This is a genomic window from Stutzerimonas stutzeri (assembly GCF_002909485.1).
Classification (GTDB): Bacteria; Pseudomonadota; Gammaproteobacteria; order Pseudomonadales; family Pseudomonadaceae; genus Stutzerimonas; species Stutzerimonas stutzeri_AH.
This window is the reverse complement of the sequence record NZ_PPXG01000001.1, coordinates 733042-751840: the sequence shown is the minus strand read 5'-3', so window position 1 is coordinate 751840 and position 18799 is coordinate 733042. Positions and strand designations below refer to the sequence as shown.

General features: G+C 60.3%; 15 protein-coding genes. 8 read left to right on the top strand and 7 right to left on the bottom strand.

Going from position 1 to position 18799, the window contains the following annotated elements; all coding sequences use genetic code 11:
- The 4 genes from CXK91_RS03205 to CXK91_RS03190 are packed head-to-tail and all read right to left on the bottom strand — an operon-like array spanning nt 1 to nt 5807.
- Nucleotides 1-1020 (bottom strand): ABC transporter permease, encoded by a 1020-nt coding sequence (locus tag CXK91_RS03205; protein ID WP_103454929.1) that lies wholly within the window; start codon nt 1018-1020, stop codon nt 1-3.
- Nucleotide 1021: 1 nt separating this feature from the next.
- The gene (locus CXK91_RS03200) at nt 1022-2095 is read right to left on the bottom strand and encodes a microcin C ABC transporter permease YejB (protein WP_103454928.1); all 1074 of its coding nucleotides are present in this window, start codon (nt 2093-2095) and stop codon (nt 1022-1024) included.
- A gap of 2 nt (nt 2096-2097) precedes the next feature.
- Nucleotides 2098-3981 carry an extracellular solute-binding protein gene (locus CXK91_RS03195; RefSeq protein ID WP_103454927.1) on the bottom strand — a complete coding sequence of 628 codons (1884 nt, stop codon included), beginning with the start codon at nt 3979-3981 and terminating at the stop codon, nt 2098-2100.
- Nucleotides 3978-5807 carry an extracellular solute-binding protein gene (locus CXK91_RS03190; RefSeq protein ID WP_103454926.1) on the bottom strand — a complete coding sequence of 610 codons (1830 nt, stop codon included), beginning with the start codon at nt 5805-5807 and terminating at the stop codon, nt 3978-3980. Before CXK91_RS03190 ends, CXK91_RS03195 begins: the two co-directional genes overlap by 4 nt.
- A 139-nt stretch (nt 5808-5946) precedes the next feature.
- Between CXK91_RS03190 and CXK91_RS03185 the strand changes: the two genes are divergently transcribed.
- On the top strand, nt 5947-7398 hold the full coding sequence (locus CXK91_RS03185) for an HDOD domain-containing protein (RefSeq protein ID WP_103454925.1): 1452 nt from the start codon (nt 5947-5949) through the stop codon (nt 7396-7398).
- A gap of 3 nt (nt 7399-7401) precedes the next feature.
- Here CXK91_RS03185 and CXK91_RS03180 read toward each other — a convergent pair whose 3' ends face one another.
- Together CXK91_RS03180 and gloB are read right to left on the bottom strand one after the other, a co-directional pair.
- Nucleotides 7402-8964: a LysM peptidoglycan-binding domain-containing protein gene (locus CXK91_RS03180; protein ID WP_181003905.1), complete on the bottom strand. Its 1563-nt coding sequence runs from the start codon at nt 8962-8964 to the stop codon at nt 7402-7404.
- Nucleotides 8965-9064: 100 nt separating this feature from the next.
- Entirely contained in the window at nt 9065-9844 is a 780-nt protein-coding gene (gene gloB, locus CXK91_RS03175) for a hydroxyacylglutathione hydrolase (protein WP_103454924.1), read from the bottom strand.
- Between the two features lie 110 nt (nt 9845-9954).
- Between gloB and CXK91_RS03170 the strand changes: the two genes are divergently transcribed.
- The 7 genes from CXK91_RS03170 to nudC all read left to right on the top strand — a co-directional run bounded on the left by CXK91_RS03170 (nt 9955) and on the right by nudC (nt 17857).
- Nucleotides 9955-10713, top strand: coding sequence for a methyltransferase domain-containing protein (locus tag CXK91_RS03170; protein ID WP_103454923.1), 759 nt, complete (start codon nt 9955-9957; stop codon nt 10711-10713).
- A gap of 49 nt (nt 10714-10762) precedes the next feature.
- Nucleotides 10763-11218, top strand: coding sequence for a ribonuclease HI (gene rnhA / locus CXK91_RS03165; protein ID WP_103454922.1), 456 nt, complete (start codon nt 10763-10765; stop codon nt 11216-11218).
- 14 nt (nt 11219-11232) lie between these two features.
- A complete protein-coding gene (gene dnaQ, locus CXK91_RS03160) occupies nt 11233-11958 on the top strand; it encodes a DNA polymerase III subunit epsilon (RefSeq protein ID WP_103454921.1) in 726 nt (241 codons plus the stop codon).
- A 103-nt stretch (nt 11959-12061) separates the two neighbouring features.
- On the top strand, nt 12062-14314 hold the full coding sequence (locus CXK91_RS03155) for an Orn/Lys/Arg decarboxylase N-terminal domain-containing protein (protein ID WP_103454920.1): 2253 nt from the start codon (nt 12062-12064) through the stop codon (nt 14312-14314).
- A gap of 180 nt (nt 14315-14494) precedes the next feature.
- The gene (locus CXK91_RS03150; protein ID WP_103454919.1) at nt 14495-15307 is read left to right on the top strand and encodes a crotonase/enoyl-CoA hydratase family protein; all 813 of its coding nucleotides are present in this window, start codon (nt 14495-14497) and stop codon (nt 15305-15307) included.
- A 37-nt stretch (nt 15308-15344) separates the two neighbouring features.
- Nucleotides 15345-17027: a ferrous iron transporter B gene (locus CXK91_RS03145; protein WP_103454918.1), complete on the top strand. Its 1683-nt coding sequence runs from the start codon at nt 15345-15347 to the stop codon at nt 17025-17027.
- Complete coding sequence (gene nudC, locus CXK91_RS03140) at nt 17027-17857, top strand: NAD(+) diphosphatase (RefSeq protein ID WP_103454917.1); 831 nt, start codon at nt 17027-17029, stop codon at nt 17855-17857. Before CXK91_RS03145 ends, nudC begins: the two co-directional genes overlap by 1 nt.
- On the opposite strand, the gene CXK91_RS03135 is transcribed toward nudC, so the two are convergent.
- Complete coding sequence (locus CXK91_RS03135) at nt 17825-18610, bottom strand: TSUP family transporter (protein WP_103454916.1); 786 nt, start codon at nt 18608-18610, stop codon at nt 17825-17827. The genes nudC and CXK91_RS03135 overlap by 33 nt on opposite strands.
- Nucleotides 18611-18799 lie beyond the last annotated feature (189 nt).

Here is an 18799-nt window from a genome sequence, read left to right as displayed (position 1 = left end):
TTATTTCCTTGGGTCGAAGGCATCGCGCGCCGCCTCCCCGATAAACACCAGCAGGGTGAGCATGATCGCCAGCACCATGAATGCACTGATACCCAGCCAAGGCGCCTGCAAGTTGGATTTACCCTGCGCGACCAATTCGCCTAGCGATGGAGAGCCCGCTGGCAGGCCGAAGCCAAGGAAGTCAAGCGCGGTGAGAGTGCCGATGGCGCCAGTGAGAATGAACGGCATGAACGTCATGGTGGAAACCATGGCGTTGGGCAGAATGTGGCGGAACATGATTGCGCCGTTCTGCATGCCGAGGGCGCGCGCGGCCCGCACGTACTCAAGGTTGCGGCCGCGGAGGAATTCGGCACGCACCACGTCTACCAGGCTCATCCAGGAGAACAGCAGCATGATGCCCAGCAGCCACCAGAAGTTTGGCTGCACGAAACTGGCGAGAATGATCAGCAGATAGAGCACCGGCAGGCCCGACCAGATCTCCATGAACCGCTGTCCGACCAGGTCGACCCAGCCGCCATAGAAACCCTGCAGGGCGCCGGCGATAACACCGATCACCGAGCTGATCAGCGTCAGGGTTAGGGCGAACAGTACCGAGATGCGGAATCCGTAGATGACTCGCGCCAGTACGTCGCGCCCCTGATCGTCGGTACCAAGCCAATTCTCCAGCGAGGGTGGGGCCGGGGCGGGTACCTGCAGTTCGTAGTTGATGCTCGAATAGTTGAAGGGAATGACCGGCCAGATCATCCAGCCGTCTTTTTCGGCGATCAGCTCCTTGATGTAAGGGCTCTTGTAGTTGGCCTGCAACGGAAATTCGCCGCCAAATGCCGTTTCCGGATAGCGCTTGAACACCGGGAAGAACCATTCACCGTCATAACGCACGACGATGGGCTTGTCATTGGCAATGATTTCCGCGCCGAGGCTGAGTCCGAACAGGGCAAGGAAAATCCACAGCGACCACCAGCCGCGCTTGTGTGCCTTGAACAGCGCTAGTCGGCGCTGATTGAGGGGGGACAACTGCATCTCAGGCCTCCCTGCTTTCGAAATCGATGCGCGGATCGACCAGGGTGTAGGTCAGGTCGCCGATCAGCTTCACCACCAGTCCGAGCAGGGTGAAGAGGAAGAGGGTGCCGAACACTACCGGATAGTCTCGGTTGATCGCCGCCTCGAAGCTGAGCAGACCGAGCCCGTCCAGAGAAAAGATCACCTCGATCAGCAGCGAACCGGTGAAGAACATGCCGATGAACGCCGCCGGGAACCCGGCGATGATGATCAGCATGGCATTGCGGAACACGTGACCGTAGAGCACGCGATTCTTGCTCAATCCTTTGGCCCGCGCCGTGATCACGTACTGCTTGTTGATCTCGTCGAGGAAGCTGTTCTTGGTCAGCAGCGTGAGCGTCGCGAAGTTGCCGATCACCAGCGCAGTCACGGGCAATGCCAGATGCCAGAAATAGTCGATGATCTTGCCGCCCATGGTCAGGTCATCGAAGTTGGCCGAGGTCAGCCCGCGCAGCGGGAACCAGTTCCAGTAACTGCCGCCGGCGAACAGCACGATCAGCAGAATGGCGAAGAGGAAGGCTGGGATGGCGTAGCCGACGATGATCGCCGAACTGGTCCAGACGTCGAACTTGCTTCCGTGCCGCGTGGCCTTGGCGATCCCCAGCGGAATCGAGGCCAGGTACATGATCAGCGTGCTCCACAGCCCTAATGAAACGGAGACCGGCATCTTTTCGATGATCAGGTCGGTGACCTTGGCGTCACGGAAGAAGCTTTCGCCGAAATCCAGCCTCAGGTAGTTGCTGAGCATGATCCAGAAGCGTTCAAGCGGCGGTTTGTCGAAGCCGTACAGGCGCTCGATCTCGGCAACCAGTTCAGGATCAAGACCTTGGGCGCCACGGTAGCTGGTGCCTGCAACGGCTACTTCCGAACCACCGCCGGCGATACGGCTGGTAGCGCCTTCGAAGCCCTCGAGCTTGGCGATCGCCTGTTCTACCGGCCCGCCAGGTGCCGCCTGGATGATGATGAAGTTGATCACCAGAATGCCGAACAGGGTAGGGATGATCAGCAGCAGTCGGCGAAAGATGTAAGCCAGCATGCTTAGCGCTCCGCCTTGGCTTCGTCATCCGGGGCGGCGCCAGCTTCTTCGGCCTTTTTCGCCTCCGCCGGGTCGGCGACGGGCGTTTTCGCGTCCGGCTTGCGCCACCAGGTCATCAGGCCAATGTCCTGTTTGGGCGTTACCTCAGGGTGGGTCAGATGATTCCAGTACGCAACGCGCCAGGTTTTGATATGCCAGTTCGGCACCACGTAATGACCCCAGAGCAGTACCCGGTCGAGTGCTCGGGTGTGAGTGATCAGCTCCTTGCGCGAGCCGGCACTGATCAGGCCTTCGACCAGAGCGTCGATTGCCGGGTCCTTGAGGCCAATGAAATTGCGGCTGCCCGGGTTGTCGGCGCTCGCCGAGTGCCAGTACTCGCGCTGCTCATTACCAGGGGAGTTGGATTGTCCGAAGCCGCTGACGATCATGTCGTAATCACGCGAACGGAGCCGGTTGATGTATTGCGATACGTCCACCCGGCGGATCTCAAGCTCGATCCCAAGATCAGCCAGATTGCGTTTGTATGGCAATAGGACACGTTCGAATTCAGCCTGAACCAACAGGAATTCCAGCTTCACCGGCTTGCCTTCGGCATCCACCATTCGGTCGTTCTCGACCTTCCAGCCCGCTTCGGTCAGCAGTCGGTAAGCCTGGCGCTGTTGCTCGCGGATCACGCCGTTTCCTTCCGTGCGTGGCAATTCGAAAGCTTTGTCGAACACCTCGTCGGGTATCTTGCCGCGCAGCGGTTCGAGGAGCTTGAGTTCGTCTTCATCCGGTAAGCCGGAGGAGGCGAGGTCGGAGTTGTCGAAATAACTGCGGGTGCGGGTATAGGCACCGTTGAACAGCTGGCGATTGGTCCATTCGTAGTCGAACAGCAACCCAAGCGCCTCGCGAACGCGTCGATCCTGCAGTTGCGGACGGCGGATATTGAAGATGAACCCCTGCATGCCGGTTGGGTTGTGGTTACGGATTTCATCTTTGACGATGCGTCCGTCTCTCACAGCCGGAATGTCGTAGGCGGTCGCCCAGTTCTTCGCACTGGTCTCGAACCAGTAGTCGAAGTGCCCGGCCTTGAAGGCTTGCAGCGCCACAGTGTTGTCACGGTAGTAGTCGAAGTTGATGCGATCGAAGTTGTAGAAGCCGCGGTTTACCGGCAGATCCTTGCCCCAATAATCTTCGACGCGTGCATAGCGAATCGAGCGGCCCGCCTGGACCTTGTCGACCCTGTAGGGCCCGCTGCCCAGCGGAACCTCCAAGCTGCCCGAGGTGAAGTCCTTTCCTTCCCACCAGTGCTTTGGTAGTACCGGCAGTTGCCCGAGAATCATCGGCAGTTCGCGATTGCCAGCGTGTTTGAAGTCGAAGCGCACTCGTCGTGGGCTCTCGGCGGTGACTTTCTCCACATCGGCGTAGTAGCCGCGGTAATGCGGTGCGCCTTGGCTCATCAGTGTTTCGAAGGTGAACACCACATCTTCGGCTTTCACAGGTTCGCCATCGTGAAAGCGAGCCTCCGGCCGCAAATGGAAACGCACCCAGCTGCTGTTTGGGCCTTTTTCGATTTTTTCCGCCAGTAGGCCGTAAACGGTAAAAGGCTCGTCGAGGCTATTGGTGGTCAGGGTGTCGTAAATCAGGCCGATGTCATCGGCTGCGACCCCCTTGTTGATGAAGGGGTTGAGCGAGTCGAAGCCGCCAAAACCCGCTTGGCGCAGTGTGCCGCCCTTGGGGGCATCCGGGTTGGCATACTCAAAATGGCTGAAATTTGCCGGGTACTTTGGTTTCTCGTCATACAGCGTCAGCGCGTGGCGGGGGGCGGCCTCGGCCAGGCTGGCGATGCAGAGCAGGCCCAGCAGTCCGGCGCGGAGCAGCGGATGGCGCAGTCGGTTGTTCATTTGGTCTTCTCCAGGCTCTTCAGCCACCAGGCGCGCAAACCCAGCGTGTAGGGCGGCGTGGTGACATGGGCGAACCGATTCCGGTAGGCCAGGCGGTGGTTACTGATGAACCAGTTTGGAATGGTGTAGTGGTTCCAGAGCAGCACCCGGTCGATGGCACGGGCGGCTGCGACCTGCTCATCGCGTGTTTGCGCGGCTAGCAGTTTGGCAATCAGGTCATCGATGATCGGGTTGGCGATGCCGGCATAGTTGCGCCCGCCTTTGACGTCGACCTGACTGGAGTGGAAATACAGGTATTGCTCAAGGCCCGGGCTCAGGCTTTGCGCGAGTGTCATCAGGATCATGTCGTAGTCGTAATGATCGAGTCGCTGCTTGTACTGTGCGCTGTCGACGGTGCGCAGATTGGCCTGTATGCCAATACGGGCCAGATTCTCGACGTAAGGCTGAAGGATGCGTTCAAGCCGTGGGTTGACCAGCAGGATCTCGAAGCGCAGCGGGTGTCCGGCGCTATTGAGTAGACCGGCATCCGACGCTTTCCAGCCGGCCTCGGCAAGTAATCCCAGTGCACGGCGCAACGTTTCACGAGGGATTCCACGGCCGTCGGTTTTCGGGAGCTGGAACGGCTCGGTGAACAGTTTGGCCGGAAGCTGTTTGCGATACGGCGAGAGTAGCAGCCACTCGCCGCCTTCCGGCTTGCCGGTTGCGGTGAAGTCACTGTTGGGGTAGTAGCTCTCGCTGCGGTTGTAGGCACCATAGAACAACGCGCGGTTAGTCCATTCGAAGTCGAACATCAGGCCGAGTGCTTCACGGACGCGGGCATCGGCGAAGGTCGGCCGTCGGCCGTTCATGAACAGTGCCTGCGTCTGAGTCGGGATCTGGTGAAGGATTTCGTCGCGGATGATGTCGCCGCGCATTGCTGCGGGAAATTGATAGCCGTTGGCCCAGTTTTTTGCCTGGTGCTCGATATAGAAGTCGAATTCACCGACCTTGAAGGCCTCGAACGCCACTACGCTATCGCGATAGAACTCGACGTCGACCCGGTTGAAGTTGTACTTGCCCTGATTGACCGGCAGCTTGGCGCCCCACCAGTCCCGTACGCGCTCGAACACTACCTGCCGCCCGGGCTGGACATGGGTGATGCGGTAGGGGCCGCTGCCTAGCGGGGGTTCGAATGTGGTGGCCTTGAAGTCGCGATCTTTCCAGTAGTGCTGCGGCAGTACCGGCAGCTCGCCGAGACGCATGATCAGCAGCGGGTTATCGGCCTGCTCGAAGATGAACCGGATGCGGTGCCGGTTGAGGATGTCGACACGCTTTATGCCTTGCAGATTGGTGCGGTACTGGGGGTGACCATCCTTGATCAGCAGTCGGTATGAAAAGGCGACATCGTACGCGGTGATCGGCTTGCCATCATGGAAACGGGCCTCCTTGCGCAGATTGAAAACGACCCAGCTGTTGTTGACGCTGTGCTCCACCGACTCAGCAATCAGGCCGTAGCTGGACGCCGGTTCGTCCCCGGATGGATCGTAGATGCCAGTGCCAACCATCAACGGCTCGTTCAACTCGCTGATGCCGTATTGCAGAAAGCCGGGAGTGGCGCTTGGGCTGGTGCCCTTGAAAGTGTACGGATTGAGCGTGTCGAAGGTACCGGATGCCATCAGCTTGATCCGGCCGCCCTTTGGCGCACGCGGATTCACCCAGTCGAAATGGGTAAAGGAGGCTGGATACTTGAGGGTGCCAAACTGCGCATAACCATGGCTTTCGCTGATGGTGGCGAGGGCGGGAAAGCTCAAGGCCAGGCAGGTAAGTAACAGTAGCAGGGGTCGCATCAGATGGGGGATCCGATCCTTGGCGCTTACGGGCTTCTCGGGCCGGTACAGTAACAGCTTGTATGCGCTGGAAAAAGGCCGGACAACTCGGGCAAACTGCCGGTCATTTCCCGTAATGGCATTGTGCAGAGGTGAGCGCTTGAATGTACGTGCCCAGGGTCTACAGGCGTGGATCGACCGCCTGAATCAATCCGAGCTACCCGCGCTGGCGTCCGTGGTGAAGGATCTTCAGCGTCTTGCGGTGCATGAGCATGCATCGGTGCAGCAGCTCGCCGATGTATTGCTTCGCGACGCGTCACTGACCTCGAAAGTCCTCCGCGTCGGTAACAGCAGCTATTACAACCCCTCGCAGGAAACCATCAAGACCATTTCCCGGGCGATCGTAATGATCGGCTTCGAGAACGTGCGCCTGATCAGTCTGTCAGTCACCCTCATCGACAGCCTGCTCGAGCGCGCTCCGCGGGAGCAGTTGCTGGAGCTGTTAGCCCGCTCGTTTCATGCGGCGGTACAGGCACGCAATATTGCCGGTTACGTGCTTTCCCGTCATGAGGAGGAGGTGTTTATCGCGGCGCTGCTCTACAACGTCGGTGAGCTGGCTTTCTGGGGGTGTGGTGGAGAACAGGTGGATGAGCTGGCGCTGCAGCTGGTGCAACCCGGTATCAAGGCCGACGATGCGGTGCAGAGCGTGTTGGGCACGAGCTTCAGACAACTCAGCCTAGGTCTGGTCAGAAGCTGGAACCTGGGCGAGTTGACCAGCCTTGCGCATAGCCAGGTAGCTGGCAACGACCCGGCTGCTCGTGCGGTGGCGCTGGGCGTGCAGATCAGCGAGGCCGCGCTCGGAGGCTGGGAGTGCGAACAGATGGCAGTGTTGACCAAGGCCGTCGCCGATTTTACCGGCGTGGATGAAACCGACGCGCTGCAGCAGATACTCGCCAGCGCCGACGAGACCGTGCGGGTGGCAACCACGTTCGGCGCCAGCCGCCTGGGACGACTCATCCCCAGTACCGATCCCGAGCAGATTCGCTTGCAGCAGGCCCAACGCCAGGCGGCCTTGTTGCAACCGGATCTGCTGCTGATGCAGCAGTCGCTGCAGGATCTGGGGCTGATGGCCTCGGGTGGCGGCGATGCGGGGTTGGTTCTGGATACGCTGCTAAAGGGCCTGCACCGCGGGGTCGGCCTGGAGCGAGTGATGGTTGCAGTGCTCGCGGATCAGCAAACACGCTTCAAAGTACGCTGTGCGCTGGGTGATGGCACCGAAAACTGGTTGCAAGGCTTCGTGCTGCCAGCAGATCAACCGGAACAACCCCATGTGTTCAGCTATGCATTGCGCCATCGACAGTCGTTGTGGATGGGAGTCCCGGCAAGTTACAACCTGGCTGATCTGGTGACCCAGCCGTTGCGCCAGTGGCTGGGCACCGGAATGTTTTTCATTGCGCCGCTGATGGCGGGCACCCGCGAGATTGGCGTGCTTTACGGTGACTGTCGGCTTTCGGGGAGGGCGCTGAAACACGAGCAGTTCGTCGCGTTCCAGCGTTTTACCCAGCTGACCGGCCGCTGCCTGGAGTCGTTGAGCAAGCGACCCGCTGGTTAACCGTCACTTGGGGAGGTAAAGCGTCAGCAGCTGGCCAGGGCGAAGCACATTGCTACCCTCGGGATTCCAGGTCTTCAGGTTGGTTAGCTGTACGTTGAAGCGTTTGGCGATCTGATACAGCGAATCGCCTTTCTGGACTTTGTAATAGGTGGGGGAGTTGCCTTTGCGTTCTGTTTTGGCTACCGCCGGACCTTGAAGGAACAGTGCTTGGCCGACCTTGAGCTGACTGCCGGACAATTTGTTCCAGCGCTGCAGATCTCGGACAGACACGCGCTGAGCCTTGGCGATGTCCCAGAGGTTGTCGCCAGACTTGACCCGGTAACTGCGTGGCGCAGAGGCCGACGTCGGCTGGCGCGCCACCGCATGTAGCAGCTCCCGCGAGGCCCCCGCATCACCACTGGTGGGTATGCTGAGCACCTGGCCGATACGCAGCGTATTGCTGTCGAGCCGGTTGACGTCGCGAATGATATTGACCGTCAGATGGTGTCGGTTGGCGATGCCACCCAGCGTGTCGCCCGCACGAACCTGATACTGCTGCCAATCGACCAAATCCTGCGGTTTCATCAACGCTAGGTTGGCGGCCAGCATTTCGGCCTTCTCCAATGGCACGAGCAGCTGCTGCGGACCATCCAGAGTAATACGGCGAGTAAAGGCAGGGTTTAGCTGATACAGCTCGTCCTCATCCAAGTCAGCAAGCTTCGCCACTCGAGCCAGGTCCATGCGCTGTTTGAGCGCGATGACTTCGAAGTAGGGCTCATTGGCGATCGGGCTGAGATTGATGCCGTACGCCTCCGGGGCTTCGATCAGCTGCGACAGCGCCAGTAGTTTCGGCACGTAGTCACGAGTTTCACGTGGTAACGGCAGATTCCAGTAGTCGGTGGGCAGCCCCAGCTTTTGATTGCGTTCGATCGCCCGACTAACCGTTCCTTCCCCCGAATTGTAAGCTGCGAGCGCTAGCAACCAGTCACCGTTGAACAGGCCGTGCAGGTAAGTCAGATAACGCAGCGCGGCGTTGGTAGAGGCGGTGATATCGCGGCGGCCGTCGTACCAGTTGGTCTGGCGGAGGTTGAAGTGCCGGCCGGTCGAGGGAATGAACTGCCAAAGCCCAACCGCATGGGCAGGGGAATAGGCGAAGGGGTCGTAGGAGCTTTCGATGATCGGCAACAGCGCCAGCTCAAGCGGCATGCCACGCTCTTCGAGCCGCTCGACAATGTAATGAATGTAGGGGCTACCGCGCTCGCTGGCGATTTCTATCGACTGTGGGCGGCTGGCGAAGAGCAATCGCTGCTGTTCGATACGAGGATTGCTGTCCAGGTGCTCTTGAAGCTTGTAGCCCTCGCGAATGCGCTCCCAGATATCCTCATGCTCGGCGACGGAGGCAGTCTCCGTCAGCCAGATGGGTTCCTGTGCCACCGGCACCGCCACGCGTCTAGTCTGTTCGCGTGCGTCGTCACGCACGGCGTTGCTCTGACAGCCCGCAAGGGCCACGCATATGGCTAGAGCCAACACCCGACCGGAGGCTGCCAAGGCGTCCGGTTCTAGGCGTTTCTTGGTAGCTGGCGGCATTGGCTGGACTCTTCCCCGGAAACAAAATTCGGGGGATTCTAGGAACGCACCCTGGCCGGGTCAAGTTTGTACGCCCCGTTTCGGGAACCTGTCGACCTTGTCAGAAATGATCTTTCCAGGCGCGCAAAGCCGCAAAAACTGCGACTTCGCCACCAAGTTTGCTGCCGCTGTGTTCGTTCGCTGCCTGCTGGACAGCCGCTACGTTGCTGCGCAGGAAGGGGTTGGTGGCACGTTCGATGTCCATTCGCGAGGGCAGACTGAAGCGATTTGACTCGCGCAGCGCCGTCACCTCACGCAGGCGTTTTTCAATGTCCGGGTTGCTCGGCTCCACCGCGCGCGCGAAGCGCAGATTGCTCAGCGTGTATTCGTGAGTGCAGTAGACGAGGGTATGGTCTGGCGTGGCTGCCAGACGTTGCAGCGAATCGAACATTTGCTTAGGCGTACCTTCGAACAGCCGACCACATCCAGCCGCGAAGAGGGTGTCGCCACTTAGTAACCAGGGCTGCTCGGTGTCGGCGTGAAAATAGGCGATATGTCCGAGCGTATGTCCGGGAACGGCGATGACCTGCAATTTCTTCCCGAGTACCTGGATGTGCTGGCCATCGCCAAGTGCCTCGTCACGCGCGGGGATATTTTCCGCTGCCGGCCCGTAGACGCATGCGCCGGTCTGCGCCTTGAGTCGTTCGACACCGCCGACATGGTCGTGGTGGTGGTGCGTGACCAGGATGTCGCTGAGTTGCCAGCCAGGGTGCTCGTGCAGCCAGTCGAGAACCGGTGCTGCATCACCGGGGTCCACGGCGGCGCATCGTTGCGTTGCATCGTCCTGGAGCAGCCAGATGTAGTTGTCGGTGAAGGCGGGGAGTGCTTCGATCTTCAACATGGGCGGGTCGCCAATCGAGTGACAAAGGCGCATCCTAGCAGTCCCATGGGAAAGTTGAACCCGAGCGATCGCAGCGCCCTGCAGGCCTGCACGACGAACGGAGCCGACCGATGAAAGATCGACCGTCCACCCAAGGCAGCGACCACTGGCTGTCCCTGATCAAGCAGGCATCCGACTGGTTCGAGGGGCCGCTGGGTCAGCAGCTGCTTGCTCAGGAAAAAGACATACTCAATGAAGAGCTTGCGCGATGTTTCGGCAGCTACCTGGTGCACAACGGTCCTTTCAGTGGCGAGCCGGTGCAACCGCAGAACATCAAGCGCAGTGTTCGTTTGGGCGCGCCGTTGCCTGGCGTGGAGATTCATTGCGAGGAGCAGGCCTGGCCGCTTGGTGAGCACGCCGCCGATGTGGTGGTCCTGCAGCACGCCTTGGACTTCAGTCTTTCTCCTCATGGGCTGCTGCGTGAAGCAGCGCGTGGAGTACGTCCTGGCGGGCATCTGCTTATCGTCGGCATCAACCCCTGGAGCGCCTGGGGGGCGCGCCATCTGGTGTCGCGAGAGGTGTTTCGCGAGGCCCGCTGCATCCGCCCTTCAAGGGTCGGCGACTGGCTAAATCTGCTGGGATTCGCGCTGGAGAAACGCCGCTTCGGGTGCTATTGTCCCCCGCTTTCTTCGAGCGAGTGGCAGGCGCGCCTGTCTCGGCTGGAGGCCCTTGGGCAGCAGTTGCAAGCCCCGACCGGCGGCTTCTACCTATTGGTAGCGCGCAAGCTGATGATCGGTCTCCGGCCCTTGCGCCAGGAGCGCCGCGAGCGAATGGGCAAACTGCTGCCGATGCCGGTAGCCAAAATCAGTCGCCGCGATGCTGAACTGTAACGACCCCCTTGAACACCGATCCTGCTGGCAAACAGAGTAAGCAATACACATGAGCGACGACTGCGTCGAGATTTACACCGACGGCGCCTGCAAGGGCAACCCAGGCCCGGGCGGCTGGGGGGCGCTGCTGGTTTATAAGGGCGTCAAGCGCGAGCTTTGGGGTGGCGAGCCCGAAACCACCAACAATCGCATGGAGCTCATGGCCGCCATTCAGGCGCTTGCCGAGCTCAAGCGCTCATGCAACGTCCGCCTGGTCACAGATTCGCAGTACGTCATGCAGGGCATCAACGACTGGATGCCGAACTGGAAGAAGCGTGGCTGGAAAACCGCAAGTAAGCAGCCGGTGAAAAACGCTGATCTTTGGCAACAGCTCGACGAGCAGGTCAATCGTCATCAGGTGAGCTGGGAGTGGGTCCGTGGTCATACCGGCCACCCCGGCAACGAGCACGCCGATCTGCTGGCCAACCGCGGCGTAGTGCAGGCCAAACGACAACCGATTGTGTAAGTGAGCGAGAGAACATGCGTAGCGTAGTGCTGGACACCGAAACAACCGGCATGCCGGTGACCGATGGTCACCGGATCATCGAAATTGGTTGTGTCGAGGTCATCGGGCGACGGCTGACCGGACGGCATTACCACGTCTATCTCCAGCCTGATCGCGAAGTGGACGAGGGCGCGATTGCCGTCCACGGCATCACAAACGAGTTCCTGATCGACAAACCGCGTTTCCGCGAGGTCGCTGACGAGTTCTTCGAGTTCATCAAGGGTTCGCAGCTGGTCATCCATAACGCGGCGTTTGACCTTGGTTTCATCAACAACGAGTTTGCATTGCTCGGTCAGCAGGACCGTGCCGAGATAACCGACCATTGTTCGGTGCTCGATACCCTGCTGATGGCCAGGGAGCGTCACCCCGGCCAGCGCAACAGCCTCGATGCGCTTTGCAAGCGCTACGGCGTGGACAACTCGGGCCGTGACCTTCACGGCGCCTTGCTTGATGCCGAGATCCTCGCCGATGTCTGGCTGACCATGACCGGCGGGCAGACCAATCTGTCTCTCGCGGGCGATGGGGAGAACTCCGATGGGGGGCGTCAGCAGCCCAGCCCGATCCGACGGCTCCCGGCCGACCGGCCGCTCACGACAGTACTGCGGGCCAGCGAGGAAGAGGTTGCCGCACATATGGCCCGTATGGCTGCGATCGAAAAGGCTGCTGGCGCAGCCCCCTTGTGGCTACAGCTTGAAGGCTGAATTTCTGTTGCGCCGCTATGCCCACGACGAGGCAAGCGCAATGCGCTGTTCCTTTGCTGCGGACGCTTCTACCCTGTAGAAGGATCGTCCGCAGAGAGCGCGCATGTACAAAGACCTGAAATTTCCCATTCTCATCGTTCACCGTGACATCAAGGCCGACACTGTCGCCGGTGAACGTGTACGCGGTATCGCCTCTGAGTTGGAGCGCGACGGCTTCAATATCCTGCCTACGGCGAGCTCGAGCGAGGGCCGCATCGTCGCCTCTACCCATCACGGGCTGGCCTGCATTCTGGTGGCGGCAGAAGGCGCCGGTGACAACCAGCGTCTGCTGCATGACGTGGTGGAACTGATTCGGGTTGCACGCCGCCGCGCGCCGCGGCTACCGATTTTCGCTCTGGGCGAACAGATCACCATCGAAAACGCGCCGGCCGAGGCAATGGCCGATCTCAACGAGCTGCGGGGCCTGCTTTATCTGTACGAGGACACGGTGCCGTTTCTGGCCCGCCAGGTTGCTCGGGCGGCGCGCGGCTACCTCGAGGATTTGTTGCCACCGTTTTTCAGCGCATTGGTCCAGCACACTGGTGAGTCGAACTACTCCTGGCATACACCTGGTCACGGTGGTGGAGTGGCTTTTCGAAAGAGTCCGGTGGGGCAGGCGTTTCATCAGTTTTTCGGTGAAAACACACTGCGCTCGGATCTCTCGGTGTCGGTACCCGAGCTTGGCTCGCTGCTCGATCACACCGGGCCGGTGGCTGCTGCTGAAGCCCGCGCTGCGCGAAACTTCGGGGCCGACCACACTTTCTTCGTGATCAACGGCACCTCGACGGCGAACAAGATTGTCTGGCACTCGATGGTCGCCCGAGATGACCTGGTGCTGGTCGACCGCAATTGCCACAAATCGATTCTGCACGCGATCATCATGACTGGTGCGATACCGTTGTATATGAGCCCGACCCGCAACGAGCTGGGCATCATTGGCCCGATTCCGTTGGAAGAGTTCACCCGGGACTCCATCCAGGCGAAGATTGCGGCCAACCCACTGGCCCGGGGAAGGCCGCCCAAGGTCAAGCTGGCAGTCGTGACCAACTCGACCTACGACGGGCTTTGCTATAACGCCAACCTGATCAAGCGCACCCTGGCCGACAACGTCGAAGTACTGCATTTCGACGAGGCCTGGTATGCCTATGCGGCGTTTCATGAGTTTTACGATGGCCGCTACGGCATGGACACCCGCGAGCAGGGTCCGCTGGTATTCACCACCCATTCAACGCACAAGCTGCTGGCGGCGTTCAGCCAGGCCTCGATGATCCATGTGCTCGACAGCCAGACACGGCAGCTTGACCGCGACCGCTTCAATGAAGCTTTCATGATGCACATCTCCACTTCGCCGCAGTACGGCATTCTGGCATCTCTGGATGTGGCCTCGGCGATGATGGAGGGCCCTGCCGGACGCTCGTTGATTCAGGAAACCTTCGATGAGGCGCTGAGCTTTCGTCGGGCGCTGGCCAACCTGCGCCAGCATATCGACCCAGGGGACTGGTGGTTCAGCATCTGGCAACCGCCGCTTGTTGATGGGGCTGAGTCGCTGGTAACGCCGGATTGGCTCCTGGAGCCGACCGCCGACTGGCATGGTTTCGGCGATATCGCTGACGATTATGTGCTGCTCGATCCGATCAAGGTCACGCTGGTGACGCCCGGCCTCACCGCATCCGGTGCCTTGGGCGAAAGCGGCATCCCGGCCGCGGTCGTCAGCAAGTTCCTTTGGGAGCGCGGCTTGGTGGTCGAGAAGACGGGCCTGTATTCGATGCTGGTGCTGTTCTCGATGGGGATCACCAAGGGCAAATGGAGCACGCTCCTGACCGAGCTGCTCGAGTTCAAGCGTCACTACGACGCCAATGTTCCGCTGACTGACGCGTTGCCTTCGATCGCTCGCAAGGGGGGTGCGGCTTACGCTGGAATGGGCTTGCGTGATCTTTGCGATGCGCTGCACGCATGCTATTGCGAGAACGCCACCGCGCGAGCGATGCGGCGGATGTACACGGCGCTGCCCGAGCCGGCAATGACGCCGGCGCAGGCCTATGACAAGCTGGTTCGCGGCGAGGTTGAGGCTGTGCCGATCGACGCGCTGGAAGGGCGCATTGCAGCGGTCATGTTGGTGCCGTATCCGCCGGGTATTCCGCTGATCATGCCCGGCGAGCGGTTCACCGGGGAGACTCGCTCGATTCTCGATTATCTTCGTTTCGCCCGGGACTTTGCCGAGCGCTTTCCTGGATTCGATGCGGATGTTCACGGCCTGCAGCACGAGGTTGGGGCGCAGGGTAGTGCATACACTGTCGATTGCGTTCGTGAAGGATGATCCCTCCATGAGGCCAGCGCACCATTACTGCCTGAACACCGCCGTTGGGGGCGTGGTCTGTATCACATCGTCTGCATCGACATTCACCCGTCTTAGTGCCAGTTGTTATAGTTGCCCACCGTCGTACGGGCTGTCCCCGTCGCGACGCTCCCATGCGCCCTTGGTGTCGAGGATGACAGCGTGACCGAATACAAAGCCTTCCGTGTAGAGTTGGCGGACCAGATTGCCCAAGTCGTGATCAACCGTCCCGAGAAGATCAATGCGATGGACGCCGCGTTCTGGTCGGAAATCATCGAAATCTTCAACTGGATCGATGCTACCGACGAAGTGCGTGTAGTAGTCCTCAGCGGAGCCGGTGAGCACTTTTCTTCTGGCATCGACCTGCAGATGCTGGCGCAGGTCGGTAGCCAGCTTGGTAGCGATATCGGGCGCAACGCAGAGCAGTTGCGGCGCAAGATTCTTTCCTTGCAGGCGTCTTTCAACGCGGTCGACAGCTGCCGCAAGCCTGTCATCGCGGCGATTCAGGGTTATTGCCTGGGTGGCGCCATCGATCTGATCTCCGCCTGTGACATGCGTTATTGCACGACAAACGCAAAGTTCTCGATCAAGGAAATCGACATGGGCATGGCTGCCGATGTTGGCACTCTGCAGCGTCTGCCGCGAATCATCGGCGATGGCATGATGCGCGAGCTGGCTTTCACCGGGCGCACCATTGGCGGCGACGAAGCGCGCGCCATCGGACTGGTCAATCGCACCTATGCAGACCAGGCTGCGCTTATGGATGCAGTGCTGGAGCTTGCCCGTGACATCGCCAGCAAATCACCGCTTGCCATTCGCGGCACCAAAGAAATGATTCGTTACATGCGCGATCACCGTGTCGATGACGGCCTCGAATATATCGCCACCTGGAATGCGGCCATGCTGCAATCGGCCGATATCAAGATCGCCATCGCCGCTCATATGAGCAAACAGAAGCCGGACTTTGCCGACTGATGCGCCACCACACGTTTGCGCGGGAGGCGCACTAGGCATGGTTACTGGAGCTACTTCACTCGGTCTGGTACGTGACGAGCTGTTCGCCACCATGGAGGAGGCCGAGCAAAGCCTCGAGCACTTCATCATTGATCGCAACAACGGCGGCCTGCTGCAGCAGGCCGTAGAGAACCTCAAGCAAGTGCGCGGTACGCTCAACCTCATCGAGCTGACTGGCGCAGAACTGCTTGCGCAGGAAATACTGCAACTGGCGACCGACATTCCGGTTGGGGCTGGTGAGGACCGCGACGTGCAGCTAGCCGCGCTGAGCAATGCGCTCTACGTGTTGCGCCGCTACCTGGAAAGCGTCGATGCCAGCCGCCAGGAAATTCCCGAGCTCCTGCTTCCGGCAATCAACGCGCTGCGCCTGGCATGTGCGCAGCCACCGCTGCCGGAAAGCTTCTTTTTCAGTGTTCGCCTCGATCATGCCCGGCCTACCGTGGACGTGCCGGTTCGTTCTGCGGCTGCACCAGTTGCCGAAGCTAGGCGCTTGCGTCAGATGTATCAGGTTGGCTTGCTGGGCTTCATTCGCGAAGAGAATCTGCCGGCCAGTCTGAAACTCATGGGCCGTGCCCTGACGCGTTTGGACCATCTGTTCATCGAGTCGCCGGCAGGGCGTCTGTGCTGGATAGGCAGCGCAGCTGTCGAGTCACAACTGGACGGCCAGCTTTTACCGCGCAAGTCGCGTAAGCAACTGTTCTCGCGGTTGGATCGGGAACTCAAACAAGTCATTACCAATCCTGCATACGAGGCGCCTCGCAGCCTGCTCAAGGAGCTGCTGTATGTAGTCGCGCTGGCGGACACCCACGGCCCTATCGCCAGTCAGGTGCGGCAGATCTTCTCGCTGAGCCCGCTGCCGTTCACCGATCATCTGCTCGAAGAAGAGTCTCAACGTCTTGCCGGCCCCGGGCAGGCGGTCATGCGATCGCTGTCCTCGGCGATCCGTGAAGAACTGGCCAGCTTGAAAGATCTGCTGGATCTGATCGAGCGTGGCACTGCACAGGCGGAAGCCTATTCGAACCTGCACAATCTGCTCGGCAAGATGGCCAAGACGCTCGGTATGGTCGGTCTTTCCTCTGCGGCGAGCACCTTGCAGGCGCAGTTGGGTGACGTATCCAACTGGAGTCTGGAACATAAGCCAGAGCCCCATGTGATTCAGCGTCTTGCCGATGCTGTGCTCTACGTCGAGAGCATGGTCGCCAGTCTGGAACGTGGTGATCGACGCGATACCAAGCCCCAGGTTGCTCGGCCAGGGATGGAGGCTGAAGCCTTTGCCAACCATCAGCTAACCGAGGCCTTTATCGTCGTGATCGACGAAGCGACCGCAGGGCTTGCGCTGGCCAAGCGTGCGATTACTGCTTACCTCGAATCCAATGGCGAGAAGCTGCACCTGGCGAACGTGCCATTCAGCCTGCAGGCCGTGCGCGGCGGGCTGCGGTTCCTCGAGCAGGAGCGCGCTGCCGAGCTGATCGGTGCCTGTGCTGATTTCATCCAGAAGAACATGCTCGAGTCGAATCAAATGCCGCCTGAGCAGCTGCTGGAGACCCTTGCCGATGCCCTGACCAGCCTTGAGTATTACCTCGAAGGCGGTGCGGTATTGCGTCGTGACGATTCGCGCGTGAGCGTGCTGGATCTGGCCAGCGAAAGCGTACGTGCGCTGGGCATGCCGGTAGCGGCCTGATGAGCTTGCGTTGGCAGGCCTCACTGCTCGATCCCCTGATGACGGGGGGCTGGGCGGTGGTGCACTGTCGGCAGCAGTTTCTTCTCGATAGCAACGGCGTGCTTTTTCCTCGTGAATGGCTCAAACGCCTGGACCTGCCATTGGTGAGCGAGCAGGGGTTGGGGCATTTCGATGGCGAACCAGTATTTCTTTTTGAGCTGGAGTTTCCCGCCGAGGTGCCGGGTGCGCGCTGGCAGGGGCTGCGTCAGTTCATGCAGGAAGATGACCGCGATCTGTTCCAGCTGCTGGGATACGCCACGCAGATCGGTACCTGGGTGAGCCAACATCGTTTCTGCGGCAGCTGTGGTGCGCCGATGCAGTCGCGAGCCGGCGAACGCGCCATGTACTGTCCGACCTGTGGGATTCAGCATTACCCACGGCTATCACCCAGCATGATCGTCCTGGTCACCCGTGGGGACGAGCTGTTACTGGCCCGTTCGCCACGGTTTGCGCCAGGGGTCTACAGCACGCTGGCCGGTTATGTGGAGCCGGGTGAGTCGGTTGAGCAGTGCGTGGCGCGGGAAGTGCGAGAGGAGGTGGGCGTGGCCATTCACGCGCCGCAGTACATCGCCAGTCAGGGCTGGCCATTCCCGCATTCGCTGATGTTGGGATTTCACGCCGAATATGCCAGTGGCGACATCGTCCCGCAGCCTGAGGAAATCGAGGATGCCCGCTGGTTCGCCATCGACAGCCTGCCGACATTACCTGCCCGCCAGTCCATTGCACGTTACCTGATCGAACTCTATCTGGCTCGTCGATTAGGTCACCCCGAACCAGTGCTGCCAGGCTAGCCGCAGACTCATCGCCAGAACCACCAGAATGAACACCGGGCGGATGAATCTTGATCCGCCTCGGATAGCCGTGCGTGCGCCAAAATAGGCTCCGGCCATCAAGGCCAGCCCCATGCCGATGCCGAGTACCCATGCGACGTGGCCGCCGATGATGAAAATGCTGAGAGCTACCGCGTTACTGACGAAGTTCATCGTTCGCGCAACGCCGCTGGCCCGCAGCAGGTCGAGGGGGTAAAGCAGCATGCTGCTGACAGTCCAGAATGCGCCGGTCCCGGGGCCGGCTACGCCATCGTAAAAGCCGAGCGACAGGCTCTGCGGCCATTGGCGCTTGCGTCCGATCACTGCTGCATCGCTGGTGGATTTGGCTGGCATGTGGCTGAAAAGGAGATAGATCCCGCAAGCTGAAACCACCAGGGGCAGCATCTGGTTAAGCCAGCTCGCCGGCATGAATTGCGCGAGTACCGCACCAACTGCAGCGCCGATAGCCGTACCTGCAAGCGCCCGCCGCCACAACCCCGGTTCGAATAGGCGGCGGCGATAGAAGGTGTAGCTGGCTGTAGCCGAACCGAACGTAGCGCAGAGTTTGTTGGTGCCCAGCACAAGATGCGGTGGTAGTCCGGCAGTCAGCAGGGCGGGAATCGTCAGCAGTCCGCCGCCGCCGGCGATGGCATCGATGAACCCAGCTGTGAAGGCCACAGCGAAGAGAATTGCCAAAGTGGAGGGATCGAGCGCGAGCTCAAGTGCGAAAGGCATGCGAGCCTCAACGGGCTGAAAGACAGCGGAGAATAATGCGACGTTCGCGTTGGCGGAAGGGCCATGACGACATGACTGGCATCTCCTATCGGAGAATAAGAGTACCAGCCCGTGATGGCCGTCCCATGCCGGTGCTGGTTGCGCTGATTGGCCGCGCGGATAATGGCGCTCCCAATCAAAAGGACACTT

What these genes read in the sequence shown, in the direction of transcription:
- CXK91_RS03155 (WP_103454920.1), top strand. Translation starts at nt 12,062, where the DNA reads ATGTACAAAGACCTGAAATTTCCCATTCTCATCGTTCACCGTGACATC.
- CXK91_RS03200 (WP_103454928.1), bottom strand. Translation starts at nt 2,095, where the DNA reads ATGCTGGCTTACATCTTTCGCCGACTGCTGCTGATCATCCCTACCCTG.
- CXK91_RS03170 (WP_103454923.1), top strand. Translation starts at nt 9,955, where the DNA reads ATGAAAGATCGACCGTCCACCCAAGGCAGCGACCACTGGCTGTCCCTG.
- CXK91_RS03145 (WP_103454918.1), top strand. Translation starts at nt 15,345, where the DNA reads ATGGTTACTGGAGCTACTTCACTCGGTCTGGTACGTGACGAGCTGTTC.
- CXK91_RS03190 (WP_103454926.1), bottom strand. Translation starts at nt 5,807, where the DNA reads ATGCGACCCCTGCTACTGTTACTTACCTGCCTGGCCTTGAGCTTTCCC.
- CXK91_RS03135 (WP_103454916.1), bottom strand. Translation starts at nt 18,610, where the DNA reads ATGCCTTTCGCACTTGAGCTCGCGCTCGATCCCTCCACTTTGGCAATT.
- CXK91_RS03205 (WP_103454929.1), bottom strand. Translation starts at nt 1,020, where the DNA reads ATGCAGTTGTCCCCCCTCAATCAGCGCCGACTAGCGCTGTTCAAGGCA.
- nudC (WP_103454917.1), top strand. Translation starts at nt 17,027, where the DNA reads ATGAGCTTGCGTTGGCAGGCCTCACTGCTCGATCCCCTGATGACGGGG.
- CXK91_RS03180 (WP_181003905.1), bottom strand. Translation starts at nt 8,964, where the DNA reads ATGCCGCCAGCTACCAAGAAACGCCTAGAACCGGACGCCTTGGCAGCC.
- dnaQ (WP_103454921.1), top strand. Translation starts at nt 11,233, where the DNA reads ATGCGTAGCGTAGTGCTGGACACCGAAACAACCGGCATGCCGGTGACC.
- rnhA (WP_103454922.1), top strand. Translation starts at nt 10,763, where the DNA reads ATGAGCGACGACTGCGTCGAGATTTACACCGACGGCGCCTGCAAGGGC.
- CXK91_RS03195 (WP_103454927.1), bottom strand. Translation starts at nt 3,981, where the DNA reads ATGAACAACCGACTGCGCCATCCGCTGCTCCGCGCCGGACTGCTGGGC.
- gloB (WP_103454924.1), bottom strand. Translation starts at nt 9,844, where the DNA reads ATGTTGAAGATCGAAGCACTCCCCGCCTTCACCGACAACTACATCTGG.